Origin of the sequence: Achromobacter sp., assembly GCF_049647645.1 — a bacterium.
GTDB lineage: Bacteria > Pseudomonadota > Gammaproteobacteria > Burkholderiales > Burkholderiaceae_B > Achromobacter.
Genome location: NZ_JBARYB010000054.1, coordinates 117,462 through 141,228, shown reverse-complemented (window position 1 = coordinate 141,228; position 23,767 = coordinate 117,462). Strand labels below are relative to the sequence as shown.

General features: G+C 61.2%; 19 protein-coding genes. 16 read left to right on the top strand and 3 right to left on the bottom strand.

Features of this window, described 5'->3' with window-relative positions; genetic code table 11:
• Positions 1 to 5: 5 nt before the first annotated feature.
• The gene (locus WBB14_RS06325) at positions 6 to 1,013 is read right to left on the bottom strand and encodes a membrane dipeptidase (protein ID WP_424239075.1); all 1,008 of its coding nucleotides are present in this window, start codon (positions 1,011 to 1,013) and stop codon (positions 6 to 8) included.
• Positions 1,014 to 1,111: 98 nt separating this feature from the next.
• Between WBB14_RS06325 and WBB14_RS06320 the strand changes: the two genes are divergently transcribed.
• From WBB14_RS06320 to WBB14_RS06265, 12 genes are all read left to right on the top strand, one after another.
• Positions 1,112 to 1,993, top strand: a complete 882-nt coding sequence (locus WBB14_RS06320) for a LysR family transcriptional regulator (RefSeq protein WP_424239074.1) — start codon at positions 1,112 to 1,114, stop codon at positions 1,991 to 1,993.
• A gap of 16 nt (positions 1,994 to 2,009) precedes the next feature.
• Positions 2,010 to 2,219 (top strand): DUF7661 family protein, encoded by a 210-nt coding sequence (locus WBB14_RS06315; RefSeq protein ID WP_424239073.1) that lies wholly within the window; start codon positions 2,010 to 2,012, stop codon positions 2,217 to 2,219.
• 283 nt (positions 2,220 to 2,502) lie between these two features.
• Entirely contained in the window at positions 2,503 to 2,733 is a 231-nt protein-coding gene (locus WBB14_RS06310) for a hypothetical protein (RefSeq protein ID WP_424239072.1), read from the top strand.
• A gap of 271 nt (positions 2,734 to 3,004) precedes the next feature.
• Positions 3,005 to 3,982, top strand: a complete 978-nt coding sequence (locus tag WBB14_RS06305; protein ID WP_424239071.1) for a LysR family transcriptional regulator — start codon at positions 3,005 to 3,007, stop codon at positions 3,980 to 3,982.
• On the top strand, positions 3,979 to 5,442 hold the full coding sequence (locus WBB14_RS06300; RefSeq protein ID WP_424239070.1) for a SidA/IucD/PvdA family monooxygenase: 1,464 nt from the start codon (positions 3,979 to 3,981) through the stop codon (positions 5,440 to 5,442). The genes WBB14_RS06305 and WBB14_RS06300 overlap by 4 nt, the downstream gene beginning before the upstream one ends.
• Positions 5,439 to 6,413 (top strand): ABC transporter permease, encoded by a 975-nt coding sequence (locus WBB14_RS06295; RefSeq protein ID WP_424239069.1) that lies wholly within the window; start codon positions 5,439 to 5,441, stop codon positions 6,411 to 6,413. Before WBB14_RS06300 ends, WBB14_RS06295 begins: the two co-directional genes overlap by 4 nt.
• Positions 6,410 to 7,321 (top strand): ABC transporter permease, encoded by a 912-nt coding sequence (locus tag WBB14_RS06290; RefSeq protein WP_424239068.1) that lies wholly within the window; start codon positions 6,410 to 6,412, stop codon positions 7,319 to 7,321. Before WBB14_RS06295 ends, WBB14_RS06290 begins: the two co-directional genes overlap by 4 nt.
• Positions 7,318 to 8,325, top strand: a complete 1,008-nt coding sequence (locus WBB14_RS06285) for an ABC transporter ATP-binding protein (RefSeq protein ID WP_332015359.1) — start codon at positions 7,318 to 7,320, stop codon at positions 8,323 to 8,325. The genes WBB14_RS06290 and WBB14_RS06285 overlap by 4 nt, the downstream gene beginning before the upstream one ends.
• On the top strand, positions 8,322 to 9,335 hold the full coding sequence (locus WBB14_RS06280; protein WP_207464182.1) for an ABC transporter ATP-binding protein: 1,014 nt from the start codon (positions 8,322 to 8,324) through the stop codon (positions 9,333 to 9,335). The genes WBB14_RS06285 and WBB14_RS06280 overlap by 4 nt, the downstream gene beginning before the upstream one ends.
• Before the next feature lie 65 nt (positions 9,336 to 9,400).
• The gene (locus tag WBB14_RS06275) at positions 9,401 to 10,972 is read left to right on the top strand and encodes an ABC transporter substrate-binding protein (protein WP_424239067.1); all 1,572 of its coding nucleotides are present in this window, start codon (positions 9,401 to 9,403) and stop codon (positions 10,970 to 10,972) included.
• Positions 10,973 to 10,976: 4 nt separating this feature from the next.
• Positions 10,977 to 12,272, top strand: coding sequence for an acyl-CoA thioesterase/bile acid-CoA:amino acid N-acyltransferase family protein (locus WBB14_RS06270; RefSeq protein WP_424239066.1), 1,296 nt, complete (start codon positions 10,977 to 10,979; stop codon positions 12,270 to 12,272).
• Between the two features lie 18 nt (positions 12,273 to 12,290).
• A complete protein-coding gene (locus WBB14_RS06265) occupies positions 12,291 to 13,460 on the top strand; it encodes a CMD domain protein (RefSeq protein ID WP_424239065.1) in 1,170 nt (389 codons plus the stop codon).
• A gap of 87 nt (positions 13,461 to 13,547) precedes the next feature.
• Here the strand turns inward: WBB14_RS06265 and WBB14_RS06260 are convergent, their stop codons facing one another.
• The gene (locus tag WBB14_RS06260) at positions 13,548 to 14,177 is read right to left on the bottom strand and encodes a LysE family translocator (protein WP_424239064.1); all 630 of its coding nucleotides are present in this window, start codon (positions 14,175 to 14,177) and stop codon (positions 13,548 to 13,550) included.
• A 36-nt stretch (positions 14,178 to 14,213) separates the two neighbouring features.
• Positions 14,214 to 14,618 carry a VOC family protein gene (locus WBB14_RS06255; protein WP_424239063.1) on the bottom strand — a complete coding sequence of 135 codons (405 nt, stop codon included), beginning with the start codon at positions 14,616 to 14,618 and terminating at the stop codon, positions 14,214 to 14,216.
• Between the two features lie 230 nt (positions 14,619 to 14,848).
• Between WBB14_RS06255 and WBB14_RS06250 the strand changes: the two genes are divergently transcribed.
• The 4 genes from WBB14_RS06250 (at position 14,849) to WBB14_RS06235 (ending at position 23,754) form a co-directional block, all read left to right on the top strand.
• On the top strand, positions 14,849 to 15,706 hold the full coding sequence (locus tag WBB14_RS06250) for a class I SAM-dependent methyltransferase (protein WP_424239062.1): 858 nt from the start codon (positions 14,849 to 14,851) through the stop codon (positions 15,704 to 15,706).
• Positions 15,707 to 16,423: 717 nt separating this feature from the next.
• A complete protein-coding gene (locus WBB14_RS06245; protein WP_424239061.1) occupies positions 16,424 to 17,251 on the top strand; it encodes an RNase A-like domain-containing protein in 828 nt (275 codons plus the stop codon).
• On the top strand, positions 17,251 to 17,544 hold the full coding sequence (locus WBB14_RS06240; RefSeq protein ID WP_424239060.1) for a contact-dependent growth inhibition system immunity protein: 294 nt from the start codon (positions 17,251 to 17,253) through the stop codon (positions 17,542 to 17,544). The genes WBB14_RS06245 and WBB14_RS06240 overlap by 1 nt, the downstream gene beginning before the upstream one ends.
• A gap of 771 nt (positions 17,545 to 18,315) precedes the next feature.
• Positions 18,316 to 23,754 carry a neuraminidase-like domain-containing protein gene (locus WBB14_RS06235; protein ID WP_424239059.1) on the top strand — a complete coding sequence of 1,813 codons (5,439 nt, stop codon included), beginning with the start codon at positions 18,316 to 18,318 and terminating at the stop codon, positions 23,752 to 23,754.
• Positions 23,755 to 23,767: the final 13 nt, after the last annotated feature.

Below are 23,767 nucleotides of genomic sequence, written 5' to 3'. Positions count from 1 at the left end.
TCCGGTCAGGGATGGCGGATGGAAGAGGCTTGCGGGCCGAAGCCCTGGTCGAAAAAGCGCATCCAATTCCCGCCCATCAGCAGCGCCACGTCGTCCGATGAAAACCCGGTCGCGCGCAAGCCTTGCTCGATGTTCTGGAAATCGCGGCTGTCCTGGAACCAGTGCGGCTGCGGCGGAAACCCCGGCTGCGCGGCCGAGCCTTCGCCATAATCGATGTTCTTGGTGTAGCGGCCCGTGCGCATCCACTGCACCACCGAGTCCGGCTGGTCCTGGCACAGGTCCGAGCCCAGGCCCAGATGCTCCACCCCCACCAGGTCCGCCGTGCGCGCCACCATGGCGCAGAAATCGTCCAGCGAACAATCCGATTTGTTCTTGAGATGATGCGGGTACAGCGAAAAACCGAACATGCCGCCCGCGCCGGCCAGCGCCTTGAGCACCGTGTCCGACTTGTTGCGCAGCGCCTGCGCCCAGGCATGCGGATTGGCGTGGCTGATAGTGATGGGCCGCTCGGACAGTTCTATCGCTTCCAGCGTGGAGCGTTCGCCCGAGTGGCTCATGTCGATGACCAGACCGACCCGATTCATTTCCTTGATCACTTCGCGGCCCATGCGCGTGACGCCGCTGTCGACCGCTTCATAGCAACCCGAAGCCAGCAGGGACTGGTTGTTATAAGTCAGCTGCATGAAGCGCACGCCCAGCGCGTGCACCACCTCGACCAGGCCGATATCGTCTTCGATGGGCGATGGGTTCTGCAGCCCGAAAATGATCGCGGTACGGCCGGACTCGCGGGCGCGCCTGACGTCGTCGCCGCTGCGGGCCTGAACGATCAGGTCCGGAAAGCGCTCGAACCACCGGTTCCAGCGTTCGATGTTGTGGATCATCTCGCGCAGGTTCTCGTGATAGGCGATGGTGACGTGGACTGCGTCCACACCGCCTTCACGCAGTTGGCGGAATATCTTTTCGGACCAGTTGCTGTATTGCAGCCCGTCGACGCGTAAGGCGCTTGCGCTCATTGCTTGCTTCCTAGATTGGCAGTGAGCGGTACTGTAGATTTCCGGCCATAATTCAGTCAAACTAAAATAACTTCGTTTTATTTCATTTTTTCTTAAATATGAAACTAGAGCATTTGCGCATGTTCATGGCCGTGGTCGATGCCGGTGAACTGGCCCAGGCGGGCGATCGGGTGGGCCGCACGCCCGCGGCGCTATCCATGACCCTGAAGCAGCTGGAATCGGAGCTAGGCGGCCCCCTGTTCGAAGGCGAGCGCAAGATCCGCCTGTCTCCGCTGGGCCTCTATGTCCGCGCGCAGGCGCAGCGCGCCATTGCCGAATTCGATTCGGCCGTGGCCCATATGGTCCGCTATGCCAGCGGCGCGCTCGGAACCGCCAAGGTAGCCGCGGTGCCCTCGGCGGCCATCCGGCTGATGCCACAGGTCATCGGCACGATGCGCCGGCGGTATCCGCAGGTGCGGGTGGATTTGCGCGACATAGACTCGGCCGCGGTGGGCAAGGCGGTGGCCGACGGAGAGGTTGATTTCGGCATTGCCACGCTGCCGGCGCCCTTGCCCGGCATCGTGACCGAGCCCTTGTTCGAAGACCGTTTCGTGCTGGTGTGTCCGGCCGAACATGGCCTGACCAAACTGCGACGCGAGGTGCGCTGGAGCGATATCGATGCTGCGGAGTTCATTGCGAATGGCTTGTGCGCCCGCTTCAATTCTCCGGAAGTCGCCGCCTTGGTGGAGGCCTCGCTGCTGACGGTGCGCAACACCACTTCCTTGCTGACCTTCGTCGAACAGGGTTTTGGCGTAACCATCCTGCCCGCCCTGGCGGTCACGACAAGCGCAAAATTGGCGGTCGTGCCTCTGGCCGACCAAAGCGCCGTCCGCAGCCTGGAAGTGCTGACGCGCGGCGGCGAGACGCTCAGCCCGGCCGCGCAAGCACTGCTGAGTCTTACACGCAGCGTGGCCGCCGAGTTGGCATTGACCTGGTCATGATTTTTTCAGGACGCCCATGAAATTCGACATCTACGGCAGATTTCAACTGGACATCCAGCGTGTGGGCGCAGCGTGGGCCGTTTACCGTTCCGATGCGGGAAAGCGCGTCCCGGCTACGGACTTGGCCATTCCCCCGGAAGTGTCCGCCGACGAATTGGCGGAATACCTGGACGACATCTATCACGAGCTTTCCGGCCCCGGCGACCGGATTTCGCGCATCGGGTAGCGCGAGCGCCCTATTCTTCTTCGCCGTAGCCGAAAGGCCAGCGGCGCTTGTTCGGCTCGGGCGCGGGTTGCTGACTGTGCATGACGGGCTCCTGAGGTTCGATGGGCGAATACTACCGGCATCCGCCAAATCGAACTGCAAAGGTTCGCAAAGATCACGGCAATCGTGCCGCAAGAGCCCCATCCGTGTTTCTAACACAAGGCAGCCGCAGCCCGCATCGGGGCTAGAACGTATGCCATTTCCTGGACCGGCGCGTAGGATTGAAGCGGTACGGGAGAGCGCCATGCCAGATTCCAGCTGGATTTGCGGCAGCGAGCCGCCGGATCGCCAGGGATTCTTCGAGACCGAATTCAATACTGGCCAGACCGAAGTCACGATGTACTCCGTATTGGGCTGGATGCCGCCAGCGCATCGCGGATACGTCGTCAGATGGCGCTCGCTGGAACCGGCGGTGGAACAGGCGGAAATCGAACGCTATCTGTATTACCGCCGCGAGGGGCGCGGGTATTCCTGAAGCCTGAAGCCTGAAGCCTGAAGCCTGAAGCCAGCCCACTGAAGCACGAGAAGCCCGCCATCTCCAGCGGGCTTTTGTCTTTGCGCGGCCAAGCGCCGCCGCCGCCCATCAAGCCTGCAAGATCAGGCGACCGCCGCAAGCCCTTGAAATAACTGAAAGTTATGAAATTCCCTGATGAAAACCCCATCAGGGAATTTACTTATGCTCTTTAATTATTTGCAAAGCGCATACTTGCCGGGCAAGAATTCGTCCTTGGCATAGATCAAACCAGATGGAACTTCGTCAACTCGAGGCCTTTGCGGCCGTCATGTCCACGGGCAGCGTCACTGCTGCCGGCCGGCTGTTGGGACGCTCCCAGCCGGCGATCAGCCGGTTGTTGCAGGAACTGGAAGCCGAGATCGGCTATCCCTTGTTTGCGCGCAGCGGCCCGCGCGTGACGCCCACCGAGCAGGGCTTCCTGCTGTATGACGACGTCGAGCGCGCGCTGGCGGGCATGCAGCAGATCCGCAGCCGCGCCGATGAAATTGCCCGAGGTCAGGCGCAGCCGCTGCTGATGGCCGCCACCTCCGCCCTGGCGGCGGGACTGGTGCCCGACGCGCTCAAGCGCATCGAGGGCCGCATCGGCGCCGCTCGCATCCAGCTGCGCAGCGCCTCGCCCGAACGCGTGGTGCATGCCGTGCTGTCGGGCACCGCGCAACTGGGCGCGACCAGCCTGCCGCTGGAACATCGCGGCCTGACGGTGCACTGGATCGGGCAAGCCCCCTGTGTGGTCGCGTTGACGGAAAACGATCCGTTGGCCCAGCACGCCGTGGTGCCGGTAGCCGCGCTGGCCGGGCGCCGCCTGATCACGATGGCCAACCCCTACCGGCTGCGCCGCCGCCTCGACGCCGCGCTGGCGCAGAACGCCCAGGCGCTGGGTACCATGGAAACCAATTCGTCCGTCAACGCCCTGGCCGCCGTGCGCGCCGGACTGGGCGTGTCGGTGCTGGAACCGATCACCGCCTACGGCGCCCCCATGCCGGGCGTGGCGATCCGTCCCATCGACCTGGACATCCCCTTTTTCTTCGGGGTCATCACCCCGCAGTCGCAAACGCCGACGCCAGCCTGCCAGGCCATGGTCGACGCGCTCGCCCAAGCCGCCGCGACCCTGCTGCCCGGCTTCGCCCTGCACGACGCCGCCGAGCATTCGGCGCTGCTGCAGTCGATCTATGGCGACGACGCCCCTCTTACGGAATCCCCTGCTATATGAATCAGCCCCTAGCCACCCCGCCGCAAGGTCTGGCCGCGCTGGAAGCGCGCTTGCGGCAAGACCTGTCCTGGCTGGAAATCCCCGCCAAGAACTGGGTCACGCCCCGCCTCGTCGACGGCCAGCCGGTGCTGGACGTGGCCGTGATCGGTGGCGGCATGGCCGGCCTGGCCGCCGCCGCCTCGCTCAAGCACCTGGGCATCAACGCCCCGATCTTCGATCAGGCGCCCGAAGGCTATGAAGGCCCCTGGGCCACCACGGCCCGCATGGAAACCCTGCGCTCGCCCAAGCAACTGACCGGCCCCGCGCTGGGCCTGCCGGCGCTGACCTTCCGCGCCTGGTTCGAGGCGCAGTTCGGCGCCGAAGAATGGGAAGCGCTGGACAAGATCCCGCGCCTGCAATGGATGGACTACCTGCGCTGGTACCGCCGCGCGCTGGACCTGGACGTGCGTAACGAGCACCGCATCCTGGCCGTGCTGCCGCGCGCCGACCAGCTGGTGCAGCTGGACATCGAATCCCCCGCCGGACGCAGCACGGTGCTGGCGCGCCGCGTGGTGCTGGCGACCGGCCGCGACGGTCTGGGCGGCGCCTATGTGCCTGATTTTGCAAAGAAGCTGCCGCGCAACCGCTGGGCGCATTCGTCCGACGTGATGGACTACAACACCCTGGCCGGCAAGCGCGTGGGCGTGGTGGGCGCGGGCGCCTCGGCCATGGACAGCGCCGGCACCGCGCTGGAAGCCGGCGCCGCCAGCGTCGATCTGCTGATCCGCCGCAACGACATCCCCCGCATCAACAAGGGCAAGGGCGCGGGCAACCCCGGCCTGACCCATGGTCACCTGACCCTGCCCGACGAATGGAAGTGGAAGATCCGCCACTACATCAACGCGGCCCAGGTGCCGCCGCCGCGCGGCAGCACGCTGCGCGTCTCGCGCCACCCCAACGCCCGCTTCAACCTGGGTGCGGGCGTGCAGGACCTGGTGCTGGTGGGCGACGAGATCCACGTCACCACGCCCAAGGGCGTGTTCGTGCTGGACTTCCTGATCTTCTCCACCGGTTTCCGCATCGACTGGACCGTGCGTCCGGAGTTCGCCGCGCTGGCGCCGCATGTGCGCGCCTGGGGCGACCGTTACGTGCCGCCGGCCGGCGAAGAGGACCAGGAATTGCATGACTCGCCCGATCTGGGCGCGGTGTTCGAATTGCAGGAAAAGACCCCGGGCGCCTGTCCCGGCCTGGACCGCGTGCATTGCTTCTCCTACCCCGCGGCGCTGACGCAGGGCACGATCTCGGGCGACATCCCGGCCATCAGCGAAGGCGCCAAGCGCCTGGCGCAAGGCATCGCCGGCCTGTTCTACCGCGAGGACGTGGAAACGCACTACGCCAATATGGAAGCGTTCTCTGAACCCGAGGTGTTCGGCGACGAATGGACGCCGGCCCCGGCTCCCCAAGCGGAGACGGCGCAATGACAGGCTGGTTGCTGCGCCGCGTGGCGCAAGCCGCGGTAGTGGTCCTGTTGATGACGCTGATCGTCTTTGTGGGCCTGCACGCCATCGGCAATCCGGTGGACATCCTGATCGGCCAGGACGTGGACCAGGTGGACCGCGCCCGCATCATCGCCGAACTGGGCTTGGACAAGCCGCTGTGGGAGCAATACCTGGCGTTCCTGAACGGCGCCCTGCACGGCAATCTGGGCAATAGCTTCGTCTACAACATCCCCGCCGTGGAACTGGTGATCCAGCGCCTGCCGGCCACCTTCGAACTGGCCATCGCCGCGATGATGCTGGCCGTGGTGGTGGGCCTGCCGCTGGGCCTGTACGCCGGCCTGTATCCCGACAGCCGCTTCGCCAAGCTGATCATGGCGGGCAGCATCGTCGGCTTCTCGCTGCCGACGTTCTGGATCGCGCTGATGCTGATCATGACCTTCAGCGTGTCGCTGGGCTGGCTGCCGGCCAGCGGCCGCGGCGAAACCGTGGAGTTCCTGGGCTTCCAGTGGTCCTGGCTGACGGCCGACGGCTGGCGCCACCTGATCCTGCCGGCGTTCAACCTGTCGCTGTTCAAGATATCCCTGGTGATCCGTCTGACCCGCGCCGGCGTGCGCGACGTGCTGCCGCTGGACTTCGTGAAGTTCGCCCGCGCCAAGGGCCTGTCGCCCATGCGCGTGGTCTGTGTGCACGTGCTGCGCAACACCATGATTCCGCTGGTGACGGTGCTGGGCCTGGAGCTGGGCTCCACCATCGCCTTCGCCGTGGTCACGGAAAGCATCTTCGCCTGGCCCGGCGCCGGCAAGCTGATCCTGGACAGCCTGAACGCGCTGGACCGCCCCGTCATCGTCGCCTACCTGATCGTGGTGGTGTGCCTGTTCGTGACGCTGAACCTGATCGTGGACATTCTCTATAAAGTGCTGGACCCGCGGGTGCGGCTGGAGGCCTCGGCATGAGCGCCGTATCTACACCTACCCCCGCGCTGCGCCGCGAATCGCCGTGGCGGCGCAACCTGGCCGAGTTCATGTCGTCGAAGACGGCGGTGCTGGGCCTGGCCGTCGCCACCTTGCTGATCCTGGCCGCCGTCCTGGCGCCCTGGATCGCGCCGCAGAATCCCTATGACCTGCTGCAGATCGACGTGCTGGACGCGCGCCTGCCGCCGGGCAGCATGAACGGCCTGGACACCTTCCACTACTGGCTGGGCACCGACGGCCAGGGCCGCGACCTGCTGTCCGGCATCCTGTACGGCCTGCGCATCAGCCTGATCGTGGGCGTGGGCTCGGCGCTCATCGCCGGCATCGTCGGCACGCTGCTGGGTCTGTTGGCCGCCTACGCCGGCGGCAAGACCGACGCGATCATCATGCGCCTGGTCGACCTGATCCTGTCGTTCCCGTCCATCCTGGTGGCCATGATGATCCTGGCCTACCTGGGCAAGGGCGTGGGCAACGTGGTGCTGACGCTGGTGATCCTGGAATGGGCCTACTACGCACGCACCGCGCGCGGCCAGGCCCTGGTCGAGCGCCGCCGCGAATATGTGGAAGCGGCCCGCTGCCTGGACATCCCCAACTGGCGCATCATGTTGAAGCACATCCTGCCCAACTGCCTGCCGCCGCTGATCGTCATCGGCACCCTGCAGATCGCGCGCGCCATCACGCTGGAAGCCACCTTGAGCTTCCTGGGCCTGGGCGTGCCCGTGACCGAACCGTCGCTGGGGCTGCTGATCTCCAACGGCTTCCAGACCATGCTGTCCGGCGAATACTGGATCAGCTTCTATCCCGGCATCGCGCTCTTGATCACCATCGTGGCGATCAACCTGGTGGGCGACCGCCTGCGCGACGTGTTGAATCCGAGGACCCACAAATGAGCGCCGACCGCCATACTGCCGGCGCGCCGACGCTGGAGGTGCGCAACCTGCGCACCCACTTTCATACCCGCGCGGGCGTGCTGCCCGCCGTGGACGACGTTTCCTTCACGCTGGAACGCGGCAAGATCCTGGGCCTGGTCGGCGAGTCCGGCTCGGGCAAGTCCGTCACGGGCTTCTCCATCATGGGCCTGGTCGACGCCCCGGGCCGCATCGTCGGCGGCGAAGTGCTGTTCCAGGGCCGCGACCTGACCAAGCTGGCGCCGCGCGAACTACGCAAGCTGCAGGGCAACCGCATCGCCATGATCTTCCAGGATCCGATGATGACGCTGAACCCCGTGCTGCGGGTGGACGCGCAAATGATCGAGACCGTGCGCGCCCACAACAAGATGAGCGTGGCCCAGGCCCGCGCCTTGTCGCGCGACACGCTGGGCATGATGGGCATCCCCAGCCCCGAAGAACGGCTGCTGGCCTACCCGCATCAGCTGTCCGGCGGCATGCGCCAGCGCGTGGCCATCGCGATTGCCATGTTGCACCGGCCCGACCTGATCATCGCCGACGAACCCACCACCGCGCTGGACGTCACCATCCAGGCCCAGATCCTGTCCGAAGTGCAGAAGCTCGCGCAGCAGCACGGCACCAGCCTGATCTGGATCACCCACGACCTGTCGGTGGTGGCTGGCCTGGCCGACGACGTGGCGGTGATGTACGCCGGCCGCATCGTCGAGCACGGCACCGTCGACGACGTGCTGGACCGCCCCCAGCACCCCTACACCGTGGGCCTGATCGACAGCCTGCCCAGCAACAACCGCCGCGGCCAGCGCCTGCGCCAGATTCCCGGCATGACGCCCAACCTGCTCACCCTGCCCGCGGGCTGTGCCTTCGCGGCGCGCTGCTCGCGCGCCACCGCCGCCTGCGGCCAGCAGCCCGGCATCACCCAGGCCTTGCCCGAACACAAAGTGCGCTGCTTCCACCCCACGATCCAGACCAGCGAGGCGATGGCATGAGTACGACTGCCCCAACCCCGCTGATCGCCCTGAACCAGGTCAGCAAGCGCTTCGGCGAACGCCCCACCGGCCCCGCGACACGCGCCATGCAGCGCCTGGGCCTGTCCAAGCCGCCCGCCGTGACCCGCGCCGTCGACAACGTGGACCTGATCGTCAACCCCGGCGAAGTGGTCGGCCTGGTCGGCGAGTCCGGCTGCGGCAAGTCCACGCTGGGCCGCATCGCCGCGGGCCTCTTGACACCCTCCGGCGGCGAGATCCGCATCAACGGCGTGCGCCCGGCCGACATGAACTCGGCCCAGGCCCATGCCGCGCGCCTGCAAGTGCAGATGATCTTCCAGGACCCCTACGCCAGCCTCAACCCGCGCCTGCGCGTGGACGAGATCGTGGGCGAAGCGGCCCGCATCCACGGCCTGGTCGGCAACGGCGACTTCGACGACTACGTCAGCGCCCAGCTGGAACGCGCCGGGCTGGACCCGGCCCTGCGCCAGCGCTATCCGCACCAGTTCAGCGGCGGCCAGCGCCAGCGCATCGGCATCGCCCGCGCCTTGGCCGTGCAGCCCACCATGCTGGTGTGCGACGAGGCCGTGGCCGCGCTGGACGTGTCGATCCAGGCGCAGATCCTCAACCTGTTCATGGACCTGCGCGAAGACCTGGGCTTGACCTATCTCTTCATCAGCCATGACCTGGGCGTGGTCGAGCACTTGTCCGACCGCGTCGTGATCATGTACCTGGGCCGCGTCGTGGAAACGGCCACGGTGGAAGAAGTCTTCCGCCACCCCAACCACCCGTACACGCAGGCCCTGCTGGCCGAGATCCCCAGCCTGAAGTCGCGCCACAAGACCTTCACCGCGATCAAGGGCGAGATCCCCAGCCCGCTGAATCCGCCCGGCGGCTGCCATTTCCATCCGCGCTGCCCGCATGCGATGCCGCGCTGCAAGACCGAGGTTCCCACGCTGAAGGGAATCGCCATCAACCACCTGAGCGCCTGTCACCTGAACGACATGGCGTGACCACGGCCGCCGCGCCGCGGCTCCCGGATTAACCGCTAGTTCCCCCTATACCAAGGACTCCGAACATGAAACGCCTGATTCTCACTACCCTGACCGCCGCCATCCTCGGCGCTTCCGCCGCCGCCAGCGCGGACGACCTGTCCATCGGCTTCGCCGACCCGCTGTCGTCGCTGGACCCGCAGCTGAACAACCACGCCGGCGACCGCTCGGTGGCCCTGCACTTCTGGGACCTGCTGATCGAGAACAAGTGGAACAAGCTGCAGCCCGGCCTGGCGGTGAGCTGGAAGCCGCTGGACGACAAGACCTGGGAATTCAAGCTGCGCGAAGGCGTCAAGTGGCAGGACGGCACGCCCTTCACCGCCGACGACCTGATCTACTCCTACACCCGCGCGCGCGCCGTGCCGGGCAGCGTGGCCACCTATGCCGGCTACCTGCGCACCATCGACACGATGACCGCCAAGGATCCGCTGACCCTGATCGTCACGACCAAGGCCCCCAACCCCGACCTGCCGCTAAACCTGGCCTCGGTGCACGTGGTCAGCAAGCACGTCGGTGAAAAGTCCACCACCGAGGACTACAACTCGGGCAAGGCCATGGTCGGCACCGGCCCCTACAAGTTCGTCTCCTACACTCCCGGCGACCGCGTCATCATGGAACGCAACGACGGCTACTGGGGCGACAAGCAGATCTGGGACAAGGTCAACTACCGCTACATCAACAACGCCGCCGCCCGCACCGCCGCGCTGCTGGCCGGCGACGTGGACGTGATCGACAAGGTCTCGGTGTCCGACCTGGCCAAGCTGCAAAAAGCCGCCAACGTGTCCGTCTACCCCTACGACGGCCTGCGCGTCATGATCCTGCAGCCCAGCTTCAACCCCGCGCCCAACCAGTACATCACCGACAACAACGGCAAGCCGCTGGACAAGAACCCGCTCTTGGACGTGCGCGTGCGCCAGGCGCTGAACCTGGCCATCAACCGCAAGGCCATCGCCGACCGCATCCTGCAAGGCGCCGCTACCGAAGCCAACCAGTGGATGCCCAAGGGCACCATCGGCTACAACCCCGACGTCAAGGACATCCCCAACGACGTCGCCCAGGCCAAGAAGCTGCTGGCCGAAGCCGGCTACCCGGACGGCTTCAAGCTGACGATGCACGTGCCCAACGACCGCTACCCGCAAGGCCCGGAAACCGCCCAGGCCGTGGCGCAGTTCTGGACCCGCGCCGGCGTCAAGACCCAGGTGGAAGTGGTGCCATGGGCCGTGTACTCGGGCCGCGCCAACAAGAACGAATTCGCGGTCAGCATGCTGGCCTGGGGCAACGGCACCGGCGAAGGCAGCTACGCGCTGGTCAACATCCTGGCCACCGCCGACGCCAAGAAGGGCCTGGGCGCGTCCAACTGGGGCCGCTACAGCAACCCCAAGGTCGACGCTGCGCTGGAGCAATCCACCTCGGAATTCGACGTGGCCAAGCGTGAAGCGGTCCTGCGCGACTCCGTCAAGATCGTGTCCGACGACGTGGCCATCATCCCGCTGTTCCACTACAAGAACATCTGGGCCACCAAGAAGGGCCTGAAGGTCACCCCCATGACCAGCGACCGCACGGCCGCCATGATGGTGACGAAAGAGTCGGGCAAGTAAAGCCATGACGCCCACCCTTACCATCACCCCGGCCGACGACCTGATCGACGTGCCGCGCCAGATCCGGGTCGAACACGTCGCCCCCGGCCAGACGGTGGAGATCACCGCCCTGACCCGCCGCAACGGCGTGCTCTGGCAAAGTCAGGCCGCCTTCGTGGCGGGGGCCGACGGCACGGTCGACCTGGGCCGCGACGCGCCGGTGTCCGGCGACTACGCCGGCGTGGCGCCCATGGGCCTGGTCTGGTCGCAGTCCCCCGTGGACTCGTCCAGCCGCGAACACTTCAACCACCCGGTAACCGACGCCCTGGTCACCGACGTGGTGGCGCGCGCCGCCGGCGCCCAGGCCCAGGCCAGCTTCACCCAGCGCCTGGCGTCCGATGGCGTGACGCGCCAGGACGTGCGCGAGGAAGGCCTGGTCGGCACGCTCTACTTGCCGCCCGGCCCCGGCCCGCACCCCGCCGTCATGATCCTGAATGGCTCCGGCGGCGGCATCAACGAACCGCGCGCGGCGCTGTATGCCTCGCGCGGCTATGCCGCCTTCGCGCTGGCCTACTTCAAGGCGCCGGGCCTGTCGGACTACATCTCCAACACCCCGCTGGAATACTTCCAGACCGGCCTGCGCTGGCTGCGCAAGAAGGTGCAACCCAAGCACGATTTCGTCGCCATCAGCGGCCAGTCGCGCGGCGGCGAGCTGGTGCTGCTCTTGGGCGCCACCTTCCCCGAGGAAGTCTCGGCCGTCGTCGCCTACGTGCCCGGCGCCGTGGTCCACAGCGGCCAGAACGCCTGCGATCCCAAGATCGGCCGCGAAGGCCCCACGTGGCTGCTGGGCGGCAAGCCCATCCCCCACGTCTGGGAAAACAACCGCACCGCCACCTGGGCGCCCTTCGACGAAGGCCCCTCGCCGCACCGCCACGAGAAAGCTATCCTCACCGCCCTGCAAGACCCCGACGCCGTGGCCCGCGCCCGCATCAAGGTCGAGGACATCCAGGGCCCGGTCATGCTGCTGTCCGGCACCGACGACGGCTCCTGGCCGTCCAGCATCTATTCCAAGATGGTGCAGGACAAGCTGGCCCAGGTGAACCACCCCTACCCGGTCGAGTGGCTGGACTACGAGAACGGCGGGCACTCCATCCTGTTCCCCTACGTGCCCACCACCCAGCTCGTCTACGCCCACCCCGTGTCCGGCAAGATCAGCACCAGCGGCGGCAACCCCAAGGACAACGCCCGCGCCGACCAGGAATCCTGGGAAGGCGTGAAGCAGTTTCTGGACGCCGCGGTCCAAGCCCGCGCCGCCAAGTAAAGCATCAAGGAGATCCGCATGGCTGAACCCATCGTCTACAACGTCACGGACGACCTCGTCGACCGCCTGATCGGCCTGGCCCCGGGCGCCAAGACCTACGAAGTGCGCCACGTCCGCGAGAAGGTCGCCGCCGCCACCCAAGGCAGCTACGACGCCCTGTTCGACCCCGCGCTGCCCGGCCTGACCCTGGCCGAGCGCCTGCTGGTCGCGCTGTACGCCACCCGCATCACCCCGTCGCCGCTATTGGCCGCGCACTACCGCGCCCGCCTGGCCGACGCCGGCGCCACCCCGGCCGACATCGCCGTCGCCGAATCCGGCAAGCCGTCAGACGCCGCCACCCCGCGCCTGGCCGCCATCCTGGAATTCACGCGCAAGCTGATCGAGAAGCCCGTCGAAGGCGACGAAGCCGCGCTCAAGACCCTGCCGGCCGCTGGCGTCTCCACGCCCGCCGTGGTCACGCTGTCCCAGCTAGTCGCCTTCCTGTCCTACCAGGTCCGCTTGGTCGCCGGCCTGGAAGCCATGAAGGCCCTGGAAGGCCAGCCCGAACGCGCCGCAGCCACCCCGCCCGCGCCCTTCCCCGCCAACACCGCCGCCACCGCGCCCGGCGCGGTGATCAAGGCCCACGGCTTCACCAACGAATCGCTGGAATGGAAGGCCTGGCTCGACGTCGTCAACGTCGAAACCGCCACGCCCGAACAAGTCGCCGTCCTGGAAGAAAGCCACCCCAAGGCCAAGGTCTCGGACTACTACCTGTTCCTGGTGCATCAGCCGGAAATCCTGCGCCAGCGCTCCACGGCCTTCAACGCCATCATGTATGCGCCGGGTGGACTGTCGCGTGCAGAACGCGAACTGGGTTCGACCTACGTGTCGCGTATCAACGGCTGCGTGTACTGCGCGTCCGTGCATGCCCAGCGTTTCGAACAGCTGGCCAAGCGCAACGAGGTCATTGCGCAGGTGTTCGAGGATCCCGCCACCGCCGGCACCACGGCGCGTGAACTCGCCATCGGCAAGTTCTCGATCCAGATCACCGAAGCGCCTGCCGCGGTGAATTCGGACAGCATCCAGGCTTTGAAGGATGCGGGCTTGAATGAAGGCGAGATCCTGGATCTGCTGCATTCGGATGCGATCTTCGCTTGGGCGAATCGCTTGATGTTGAATCTGGGCGAGCCGGTTTTTCCGAAGGCTTGATCCTGCGGCGTCCGGCCGCTTGCGTGCCGGACGCTATGCTTGCGGCTTGTCATCGCTGACACTGGCCGGCGATGACAAGCCGTCCTATCAACGCTGCCAGGTCAGCAGCTTGACGCCCGCAACGCCAAACACCACGGCCACCGTCCCTTCGATCCAACGCCGCAGCCTGACGTACAGGGCGATCATCGGCGCGGTCGAGAAGGCGATCGCATAGCCGCCGAACACCATGACGCCGAGCAACGCACAACCGCCGATGATCGCGGGCAAGGTGCCGTCCGACGCGCTCTCCCCCAGCCCCAGCGACATGATCGCCATCCAGGCCAGCACCGCCTTGGGGTTGCCGATATGCATGAGCACGCCCTGGCGGTAGAGCACCCGGTAGCGCGGCGTCGCTCGGCCCGTATCCACGTTCGCGAAGCCGGTGCCTCGCTTCAGCGCCGACCTGCCGGTGCGGAACGCCAGGTAGAGCAGATAGACGCCGCCCACCATCTTCATGACGTAAAGCGCCTGGGCGGAAGCCGCCAGCACGGCGGAAATCCCGGTCGCCGCCAGCGTCGCCCAGAACAACGAGCCCGTAATGACGCCCGCCGCCAGCGCAAGGGCCGGCAGGCGGCCGTGACGCATCGCCGTTGCCATGATCGCCATGTTGCTGGGTCCGGGACTGGCGGTGGCAATCAGATAGGTGCCGTACACAAGAGCAAGCTGACTCACGAGCATTTGCGTTTCTCCAGGGATGCCAGGACATATCCAGCGTTACAGCGGGAGGTCCCCGCGATGAACGATATGGACCTTGTTGCCGTCAGGATCGCGCAGATATGCGCCGAAGTAGCCGTCACCATAATGAGGACGCGCTCCCGGCGCGCCTTCGTCCGTACCGCCCTGCGCCAGACCGCCCGCGTGGGCCGTGCTCACGGCTTCCTGCGTAGGAGCCAGAAACGCGACCATGCTGCCATTGCCCACCGTCGCTGGCTCGCCATCGTAGGGCATGTAGACATAGAAGCGCGGCAGCAGCGCCTGACCGGTCACCCAGCAAAGCGCCAAGGGCCCGCCATCCGGCGTGACAACCCGACGCTTCAATCCGAGCGGAAGCAGCACCGCGTCATAAAAACGGCCCGCGCGTTCAAGATCACGCGTTCCGACAGTGATATGGCTGAACATTTGACGACTCTCCCTACGCCTGCCCTGACGGGCAGGCGCTTTCAGAAATGCATGACATGCTCCAATCGCATCGGGCATGTTACTCGGATGCCGGATAACCGGGATCGCAAGATACAGCACAGTCCGCGGCTGGTTTTCCCGGTTTGCCAGCGTCGGCGGCGTTTTCGTTAAACTGACGCTTTCCGCCTACTCATGCGCCCCGCCCATCGCGGGGCGCATTGCCTTACCCCATGTCCGAAAAAAACCACGACATCCGCCCCGGCCAGTCGATTGAACTGCTCAAGGCCCTGCACATCCTGACCCGCGACGGCAAGATGAACCAGGACAGCCGCCGCAAGCTGAAACAGGTCTATCACCTGTTCCAGTTCATCGAACCGTTGCTCAAAGACGTCCAACAACAACGCGGCGCCGTCACCCTGGCCGACCACGGCGCGGGCAAGTCGTATTTGGGCTTCATCCTCTACGACCTGTTCTTCAAGGAACAGCCCGAGGCGCTGAAGAACGGCTCCCATATCTACGGCATCGAAACCCGCGAAGAACTGGTGAAGTCGTCGGAAGAACTGGCCAAGCGGCTGGGGTTTGGCGGCATGTCGTTCCTGAACCTGTCCGTGGCCGATTCGATCACGTCGGACAAGCTGCCCGCCACGATCGATGTCGTCACCGCCCTGCACGCCTGCAACACTGCCACCGACGACGCGATTCACTTCGCCTTGGAAAAGAAGGCCAAGTACATCGTCGTCGTGCCCTGCTGCCAGGCGGAAGTGGCTTCGGTGCTGCGCAAGAACAAGGCGAAGGCGCTAGCCGATCCGCTGGCTGAGATTTGGCGGCATCCGCTGCATACTCGTGAATTCGGCAGCCAGATCACCAATGTGCTGCGCTGTCTGCAACTGGAAGCGCACGGCTACCAGGTCAGCGTGACCGAGCTGGTGGGATGGGAGCATTCGATGAAGAATGAGCTGATCATTGCGCAGTACAAGGATTTGCCGCACAAGAAGGCGGCAGACCGGCTGACGGAGATGCTGGAGAGGATTGGGTTGCAGGAATTGAAGGACCGGTTCTTCGTGCCGCAGTCCGCAGAAGCCGCGTAAGCGATGGGCCTGTCGCCGCTTGCCGCCAGCTGCATCGCATGATCAGCGGCTCGCACAACTACTGCCACCCATGCCCGCTCAAAAGCGAAACCCATGCCGGATTTCGCTCATTCCAGCCGTCTCGCCGATAGCAAGTCTCTGAATGCCACCTCACGAGTCTGAAGAGCTTGCGAGGCAGATCAATTGCCAGAGCTTCGGCGCAACCTATCGGATGAGTTCTTGTTCAAGCGCTTCGCTTCGTCTTCCGCGTAATCTTCCTCACCCTCTTCGTACTTGCCTTCATACATGCAGCTGCTGCGGCTCCATCCGCACTCGCCGCCCAATGAACAACCTGAACTCAAGGCGGCAAGAAACAAGAGGATGCTGCAACGGCCTAATCTTTGAATCGACATATCGCTCCCGGGTAGTCGTTGTAGTGTAAGGGATGACAAAGTACCCGCATGAGCCCCGGCCGGGCACCCTGCCGGTGCGCTCGCTTTCGGGCGCACGCGCATGATAGGCCGCCCGTCTTCCAGGCCCCGCAACGAAAGCGCGAATCCCACCGGCGACTCGAACGATGCCGCCTGATTCGGCTCCCGAGACAGTTGCTTCCGCAGCCAGGCCGATCAGGGTCGCCGCCGTTGCTGAATCAACTCAGCCAGATTCGGACGCCGCTGATAGATAGACCGCTCCATTTTCGTGACACTCCACCGCTCTATCACCAGATGGGGCGAATGGATGACCGAAGATTCGGGTGTCAGCATCGTGCTTACGCCGGTGCAGCTGGCAGCGATCCTGCAAGGCGAGTCGATCAGCAGGGAGTCGACGCTTTCGAACAGGATGTGGGGCGGCCTTACCCTAGCGGGGGGTGTATTGGAAATGGTGGGCGGCGCTGCGCTATGCGTGGTGCCAGAGCCCACCGGCCTGACCAAGGCGGGCTGCGTACTGCTTGGCGCCCACGGTTCGGATACGGCGGCAACCGGTCTGCAGGAAGTGTGGACGGGGCGGCAAACCCGATCATTGACGCAAAGAGGCCTGGCCGAACTCGCGAGTAAGCTTGGTGCGACACCCGGCTCAGGTAAGGCGCTCGGCTTGACTGTCGAGCTTGCCGTGCCGGCCGGGTTTGCGGGGGCGATTAAGGCTGCGCGAGTATCGAGCATTGTCGCTGGGCGGATTTCTCTGTCTCGGCATGAGGCGGCAGTGTTGGGCGGCCTTGGAGGCCATACGCTCACACAGCATGTCGGCAAGACAAGGGCATTTCTCGAGTCGAGGTTGCGGTCAAACCCCCAATTCTTGCGAGTATCGACATTTCATTCACTTGACGCGGCAGAGCAAGCTGTAAACCTTGTGCTGCGCCGCGAGGCGACTCGGGTAAATGCTTGGGCTTTGTCGCCCAGTAGCAATACCAAGCTGATATTGAACAGCCCTGTTGCCGACACTCTTGGCTCCGTCCTGGTGCGTGGTGCAACAGACTTGGTAAAGGGGAAAAACGTGGTTGTCGTGCTTAAAAAGCGCCCCTACAACGGTATGCTCTATTTTGTGCTAACAGCCTATTTGGATATTTGATGTCGATGAATCATGATCCCTACCCAAGGCTTTACCAATTTATTGGATGTTGCTTTCATCAAGATTATGATTTGGAGGGGGAGACGATTGAGGAAATAGTCCATGGCTACAAGGAAGCCTCGTCCCCCACGGAAATTGCGCATATCTGCTCGGAAATGGACCAATTTCTTGCTGAATATGGTTCCGCCGTCGAATCGGCTTTTGGACAAAGATGGGGCTGGTTCAGCCCTATGGGATTGGGCTACACCGTTCCAGCCTTTTTTGAAGAGTTGAAGCGAATTCTGAACAGTTAGAGACCTCTTTGCGTCAATAACCGGTCTTGCCGCCCCGTCCAAGCTTCACGTAGACCAATTGCCGCCGTGTCCGAACCATGCGCGCTTAACGGCACGCAGCCGGCCTTCGTCGAGCCGGTTGGCTCCGGCGCCACACAAGGCGGCTCCATCCACCATCTCCAGTACGCCAGCGGCGAGGGTCAGGCCTCCCCACATCCGATTCGAAAGAATCGATTCAGTGCTGCTCGACACACCTTGCGGTATGGCAGTCAGTTGCACAGGCGTAAGCACAATGAAGATGCCAGATTCTTCGATTAACGCCTGAGCCGTTCACCAGGCTCATGCAGCAACTACGGCTTTTCACTCCGGACTCTATGTCGGGACCGTACCAGATCACTCGCCTTAAAATGAGACCAACGAGTGATCAACCATGGGCAATGACTTAACCGGTGATTACTGCAGGAGTTTCCGCCTCGCTGCGACGCCCATGGAATTTCATAATTTTTGGCAATGTAGAAATCAAAATTTCTATGGTTTCCTACGCTCGGATGGATCGTCGCAAAACATCCAGTTTGCCCCCCCTGTAGCACACCATCGGGCATAGATTGGTCGTCGCTTCAGGGATCCCAGTTTTCTGATTTTTTGCGATCAGAATCCTTGAGCATTTCCCGGGCAGCATCTATCGGTTCATATTGCATCAGGTGCTTCTGCCTAATTGTAGTAGCACCGCAGGGCCACGGTGTCGCAGCCCTTGTCAGCGAGTAACTATCGGCAGCATTTTGGGAGGTTGCCATGGATTCACATGACGAAATTCTAAAAAGACTCAAGGTTGGCAATAACGGCAATGCTCTAACGCTGGCCGATATCATGTCCCTGTCGCCCGCGCAACTACGCAACCTGGCGGCCCCCAGGTTGACTCGTGCCGAGACCGAAACGCTAATTAATTCAGCCAAGAAAGCGCATCAGGAAAATACCGTCTTTGAATCCCGCCTGCTGTCCAGGGCCAATCCTCAGTTAACTCAACTGGCACACCTTGGCGTGACCCCTCTCCAGGAAGAGCGGGGATATACGGGAACATTTGAGCGACGAGCCGAAAGCTACGTTGCCCCCGGTTCGGTTTCCTCCATGTTTTCCCCGGCTGCCTATCTGACCGAACTCTATCGCGAAGCCTCGCCTTTGCATCAGGATACATCCGCGTATTATCTGAAAAAACGGCGGCCGGATCTGGGGAAGTTACTGCTGTCGCAAGCCAATATGGATACCGAAGTCTCGACGCTTACCTTGTCCAATGAAATCCTGATGGACAACATCGCGAATCATCACAGCTGGTCGCCCGAGCAAGTCACTGAGACGCTGTCTACCTACCGTCTCAGCGGTAATACGCCATACCATTCGCCGTTCGAAGCCGTGCGTCAGAGTATTCTGCAACAAGATCCGGGGCTCTCGGTGCTGGCACACTCGCCGCACTTCAGCACACAGTTGCCCCCGCAGTTACTGATGGCGATGGTGATGGCCATGCCCCCTGAGCTGTTGAACATATTAACGGAGGCCATCACTGACAATAATACAGAGACGTTGTATCAGAAGAACTTCGGCACACTCTCTGTCGAGCACTTATCGTCGGTCAGTAATTTGGCGCATTACTATGACCTCTCGATGAAGGAAATCACTACGCTTACTTCCTTGATGGCGCCTGCCCACACTCATCTGAAGAACACGCTCGACTCTGTAGCTATTGATAGTGATGGGCAGACGAAAAATATCGCCATTATAGAAAAATCTGGATCCCAGCTTAACTACGCCCATCTTGTGCCACTTATGGGTGGAGGATTTGAGTACGAATTCAGTGTAAAAGAAACCATACCCGCCGCAAGCACGTTAAGAATAGTGCATGACACCACCGGTTATTCTAGCGATCATGTCTATTTCGAACAGCTCAATCTAATTCCACAGAAAAACACTCGCACCCGGGTTCCCCTGGCTATGCTTGATGAACACTTGTATGAGAATCCGTTAAAAATAGGTTTTTTGAGGGAAAGACCTGAAAACGGAACTTATTATTACAGTGTATCTACTTACACCACCGACCTCCCCATCAAAAGGTCGTTGCTCTATCTGAATAAATTAATCCGCCTATATAAAGCACTCGGCATTTCCCTGTCGGATATGGAGCGCTTCCTCCTGCACACTGGCAGCCAGACTGTTATCAGCGAAGCTTTCCTGACCAGCTCCGCCTATGCCAAATTTCTCTCCCAGCAGTATGGGATCCCGCTGGACAGCACCCTAATGTTCTGTGGTATCGACATTGGCACGCAGTCTACCCCTGAACTGTCCAGTCAGTTCGACCTGCTGTTCAACACCCCACCGCTCAATGGCCAGACCTTTGCGCTGGGCGGCGCTGTTATTGAGGTCGACCCAAGCAAGCTGGATTCTGCCGACAGCTTCCGCCGTGCGGTGCTCAAACGCGCCTGGCAAGTGGATGATGCCGGCCTCTATCAGATGCACCTGATTGGCAGCCGAACCGCGACCGCCGGCATCAACAACACCCTGACCGACCTGTCCGATTTGTACCGCATCGCGTTGCTGGCACAGACACATGCCTTGACCATCGATGAACTGAATACCCTTCTATTACTGTCACCGTACCGCGCAACCAAGCTGTACGGCATCGATGAGCCGACCCTGAAAGCGCTGACTCAGTACCTGTATTTCACTACCGAGTGGCTGGCTCAGCAAAAATGGAGCGTGTATCAGCTGTTTGTCATGGCCACCGACATTTACAGCACGGTCTGGACCCCCGCCCTCGGAAGCCTGCAACAGACTCTGCTGAATGGGCTTGGGGAGCAAGCTAGCTTGCACGGCGACACACTAATAACCGCCATGGCGCCGTTCATTGCCTCATCATTGCACCTGAACACCAGCAGCCTAGCCGAGTCCATCCTGCTGTGGGCGAACCAAATCAAGCCCAGTGAGCAGACCGTGGACAGCTTTTGGAGCCAGATACAAAAAGAGACCCCGACCGAGACCGAGCGCAATAACATCATTGCCTACGCTCAGGTATTGGCTCAGTTGTCCGCAATCGTCAATACCGTCAATATCAGTGAGCAGGAGCTGGCATTGCTGGTAAAAGATCCTGCGCTGTTATCGCCAGGAATGACGGCTCTGGGCTTGAATGTCGGCATTCTGCAGCAAGTGACACTATTCCACCGCTGGATTAACGGCTCCGGTGCCTATGTCGACGATGTGCTGACGGCACTGAACAACGGCACGCTCTCCGCCGAACTGTTGGCCAACTCGCTGCAAGATGAAGTCACACGGGTGAAACAGGCCATGGCGCAGGCAGTTCGGGGCAATACCCCCCTGACGCACTGGGATGACGTGTATGCGGTCATTCAATGGCTGAAGATGTCCGCAACACTGCACATCACGCCGGACAGCGTGGCAGACCTGATGGCTTTGACTTACGACAGCGCCACCCCCTATGCCACTTGGTCATCACTGGGCGACGTGATGCTGGGTGGTCTGGACAGCCAGCGGAGTGAGGCCGTGAAGAGCAGCCTGGATGAGCAACTGAGCGGCGCGCTCAGCGCCTACTATATCCGGGAGGTGTCAGCGATCTCGCTGGGCAGCCGTGAGGCGCTGTACAGCCACCTGCTGATTGACAATCAGGTCTCGGCACAGGTGAAAACCTCCCGACTGGCCGAAGCCATCGCCTCGGTGCAGCTTTACGTGCACCGGACATTAAATGGTCAGGAAACCGACGCCGATACCGCCGTGCTCACCCGCCAGTTCTTTGTGGACTGGGATACCTATAATGCCCGGTACAGCACCTGGGCCGGGGTGTCGCAACTGGTCTATTACCCAGAGAATTATGTCGACCCGACGCTGCGTGTGGGGCAGACAGCAATGCTGGATAAAATGCTGCAGCAGATATCACAATCCACCCTCAGCAGTGATGGAGTGGAGTTGGGGGTGCTTGATTACCTGACAGCTTTTGATGAAATAGCCAACCTGGATGTTGTCAGTGGTTATCATGACAATATCGATGTCAATCAGGGGTTGAGTTACTTTGTCAGCAGCAGCCAAACAGAGCCTAAAAAGTTCTACTGGCGTAGCGTGGACCACAGCAAGGGCATTCTGGGGGGGTTTCCGGCCAATGCCTGGTCCGAGTGGCGTGAAATTACCTGTGCCATTACCCCCTGGGATATGATTATCCGTCCGGTGCTGCTCAATTCTCGCTTGCTCATTAGCTGGGTAGAAAGAACGGACCAGGTTAGCAATGACGGCACTACCGCATCATCTGTTTATACGCTGAAGCTATCCAGAATTAATTATGACGGCGGATGGAGTTCACCTTTCTCCTATGATGTCACCGCCATTATCCACAGGGTCCTCCAACATACAAACGAAGTGGGCATGTTTTTTTCCGAATATCAAGGGAACGGCATGCTCATTGTTTATTTTTACGAGAAAGACAGTGAGGATGTGATACCCAGCATCTTTTATGCAAATGGGTTCTACATCCATGCAGACATGAGTCGCCATGACGTGGATATGTCGAGTGAAAATGAAGCGGAAAAATTTTCCAACATAAGGAGAAGAACTTACTTTACCCTGGACAAGCTCAGTGTAAGAAAGGTTAACAACACTTACACCGACCGTTATCTGGTTGATTTAACGTTCGCCAACAGTGAAGAGAACAATGACTACGATTTGGTTGGCGACTTTTCGAGTGCAACATCTACTGACAATAGTGGAAGCAGGGTTGGTTTAAATATATCTCCAATTATAGATTTGTCTTATAAAAAAAATATTAAAGCCAAACCCAATGATGACTCCATTCTTAATATTTTCTCCAAAGAAAACGAACAATTCGTCATATATGATATTTCTTTTGAATATGTAGACGCCAATCAAGGTGATGACAAACACGTTGGCGCAGTGATTACCATTGAAAACAACCAGCTAGTTATTAATACCAGCAGTAGTTATATGGATTACCGCCCCCCCACCGGTTACCCTCGAATAGTTCTTCATTTCTCTGATACTGCCAGCACTTATTCCATACCCGAGCCGAGCGAATATTTTAACGACATAGCCCATATCCATTATCGTTCATATAAGGTTCCCGAGGGTAAGCTCAGCCTTGATAAGGCCCGTAGCCTTAAAGAGATTAGATTTCATCATAAAGATCCGAATGATGACAGCTCTATATTCTCAATATATACAAGTAACCCAAAAGCCTGCGTCTCATTCAGCCCCGAGAATATTACTTTTAGCGCAACAACAAAAGACAATCCATTCTATGCAATAACAGCACAAGACGGCTGCAATTTACTTCCGAATTTCTCTCGCACCAAGACAATGCGGTATGCATTTACAGAGATAGCACTGGATGTGACCGATGACTTTTCTTGGGAAGAGAGCGTGACCATTCCATGCAATTTATATACCGTGAATATTTTTGGCATCTACGCCGAAGTGGCAGTGAACATAATCCTAACCAGGATGAATATTGATCTAAAAAACTACATATCCCTGAACAAAACACCCAGCGGTTCGCTATACATGCAGCAGTCTGTCTACCGTACCCGTCTGAACACGCTGTTTGCCACACAGCTTATCAGCAAGGCCAGCGCCGGTCTGGATGCTATTTTCTCTATGGATACCCAGTTATTACCGGAACCTAAATTGGGTGAGGGAACATATGTAACGCTGGAGCTAGGAAAATATGACAGCTCCATTCACGGATCGTCGCATGAATTTACCATTGAATACACAGCCGTTTACAGTGGACTTGACCGATTCCCCCTGAGTAAAGGACTCTTGAGCGACACAAAAAACACTGTGACAAGATTCTTTGTTCCTCGTATCGATGATGGCTATGACGCGCCGGACGATCTATACCTCCGGGGTCGTTATCAGAAATCTAGTAATTTGCATATCATTCGCTTGAGTCGTGCTGACGTGACCAATCCTGACGGCTGGAGACTGGACACAAGTTATAACGGCGGGACTTTTCCGGGATTGGTATCCGTTTATGGCTTGACCCAGTCCACCGAACCGATGGACTTTAACGGCGCCAACGCCCTCTACTTCTGGGAGTTGTTCTACTACACACCGCTGATGGTCCATGCCCGCCTGCTGCAGGAGGTCCAATATGACGAAGCCCTCAGCTGGCTAAAATACATCTGGAGTCCCACCGGTTATATGGTGCACGGTGAGTTGTAGCGCTATTACTGGA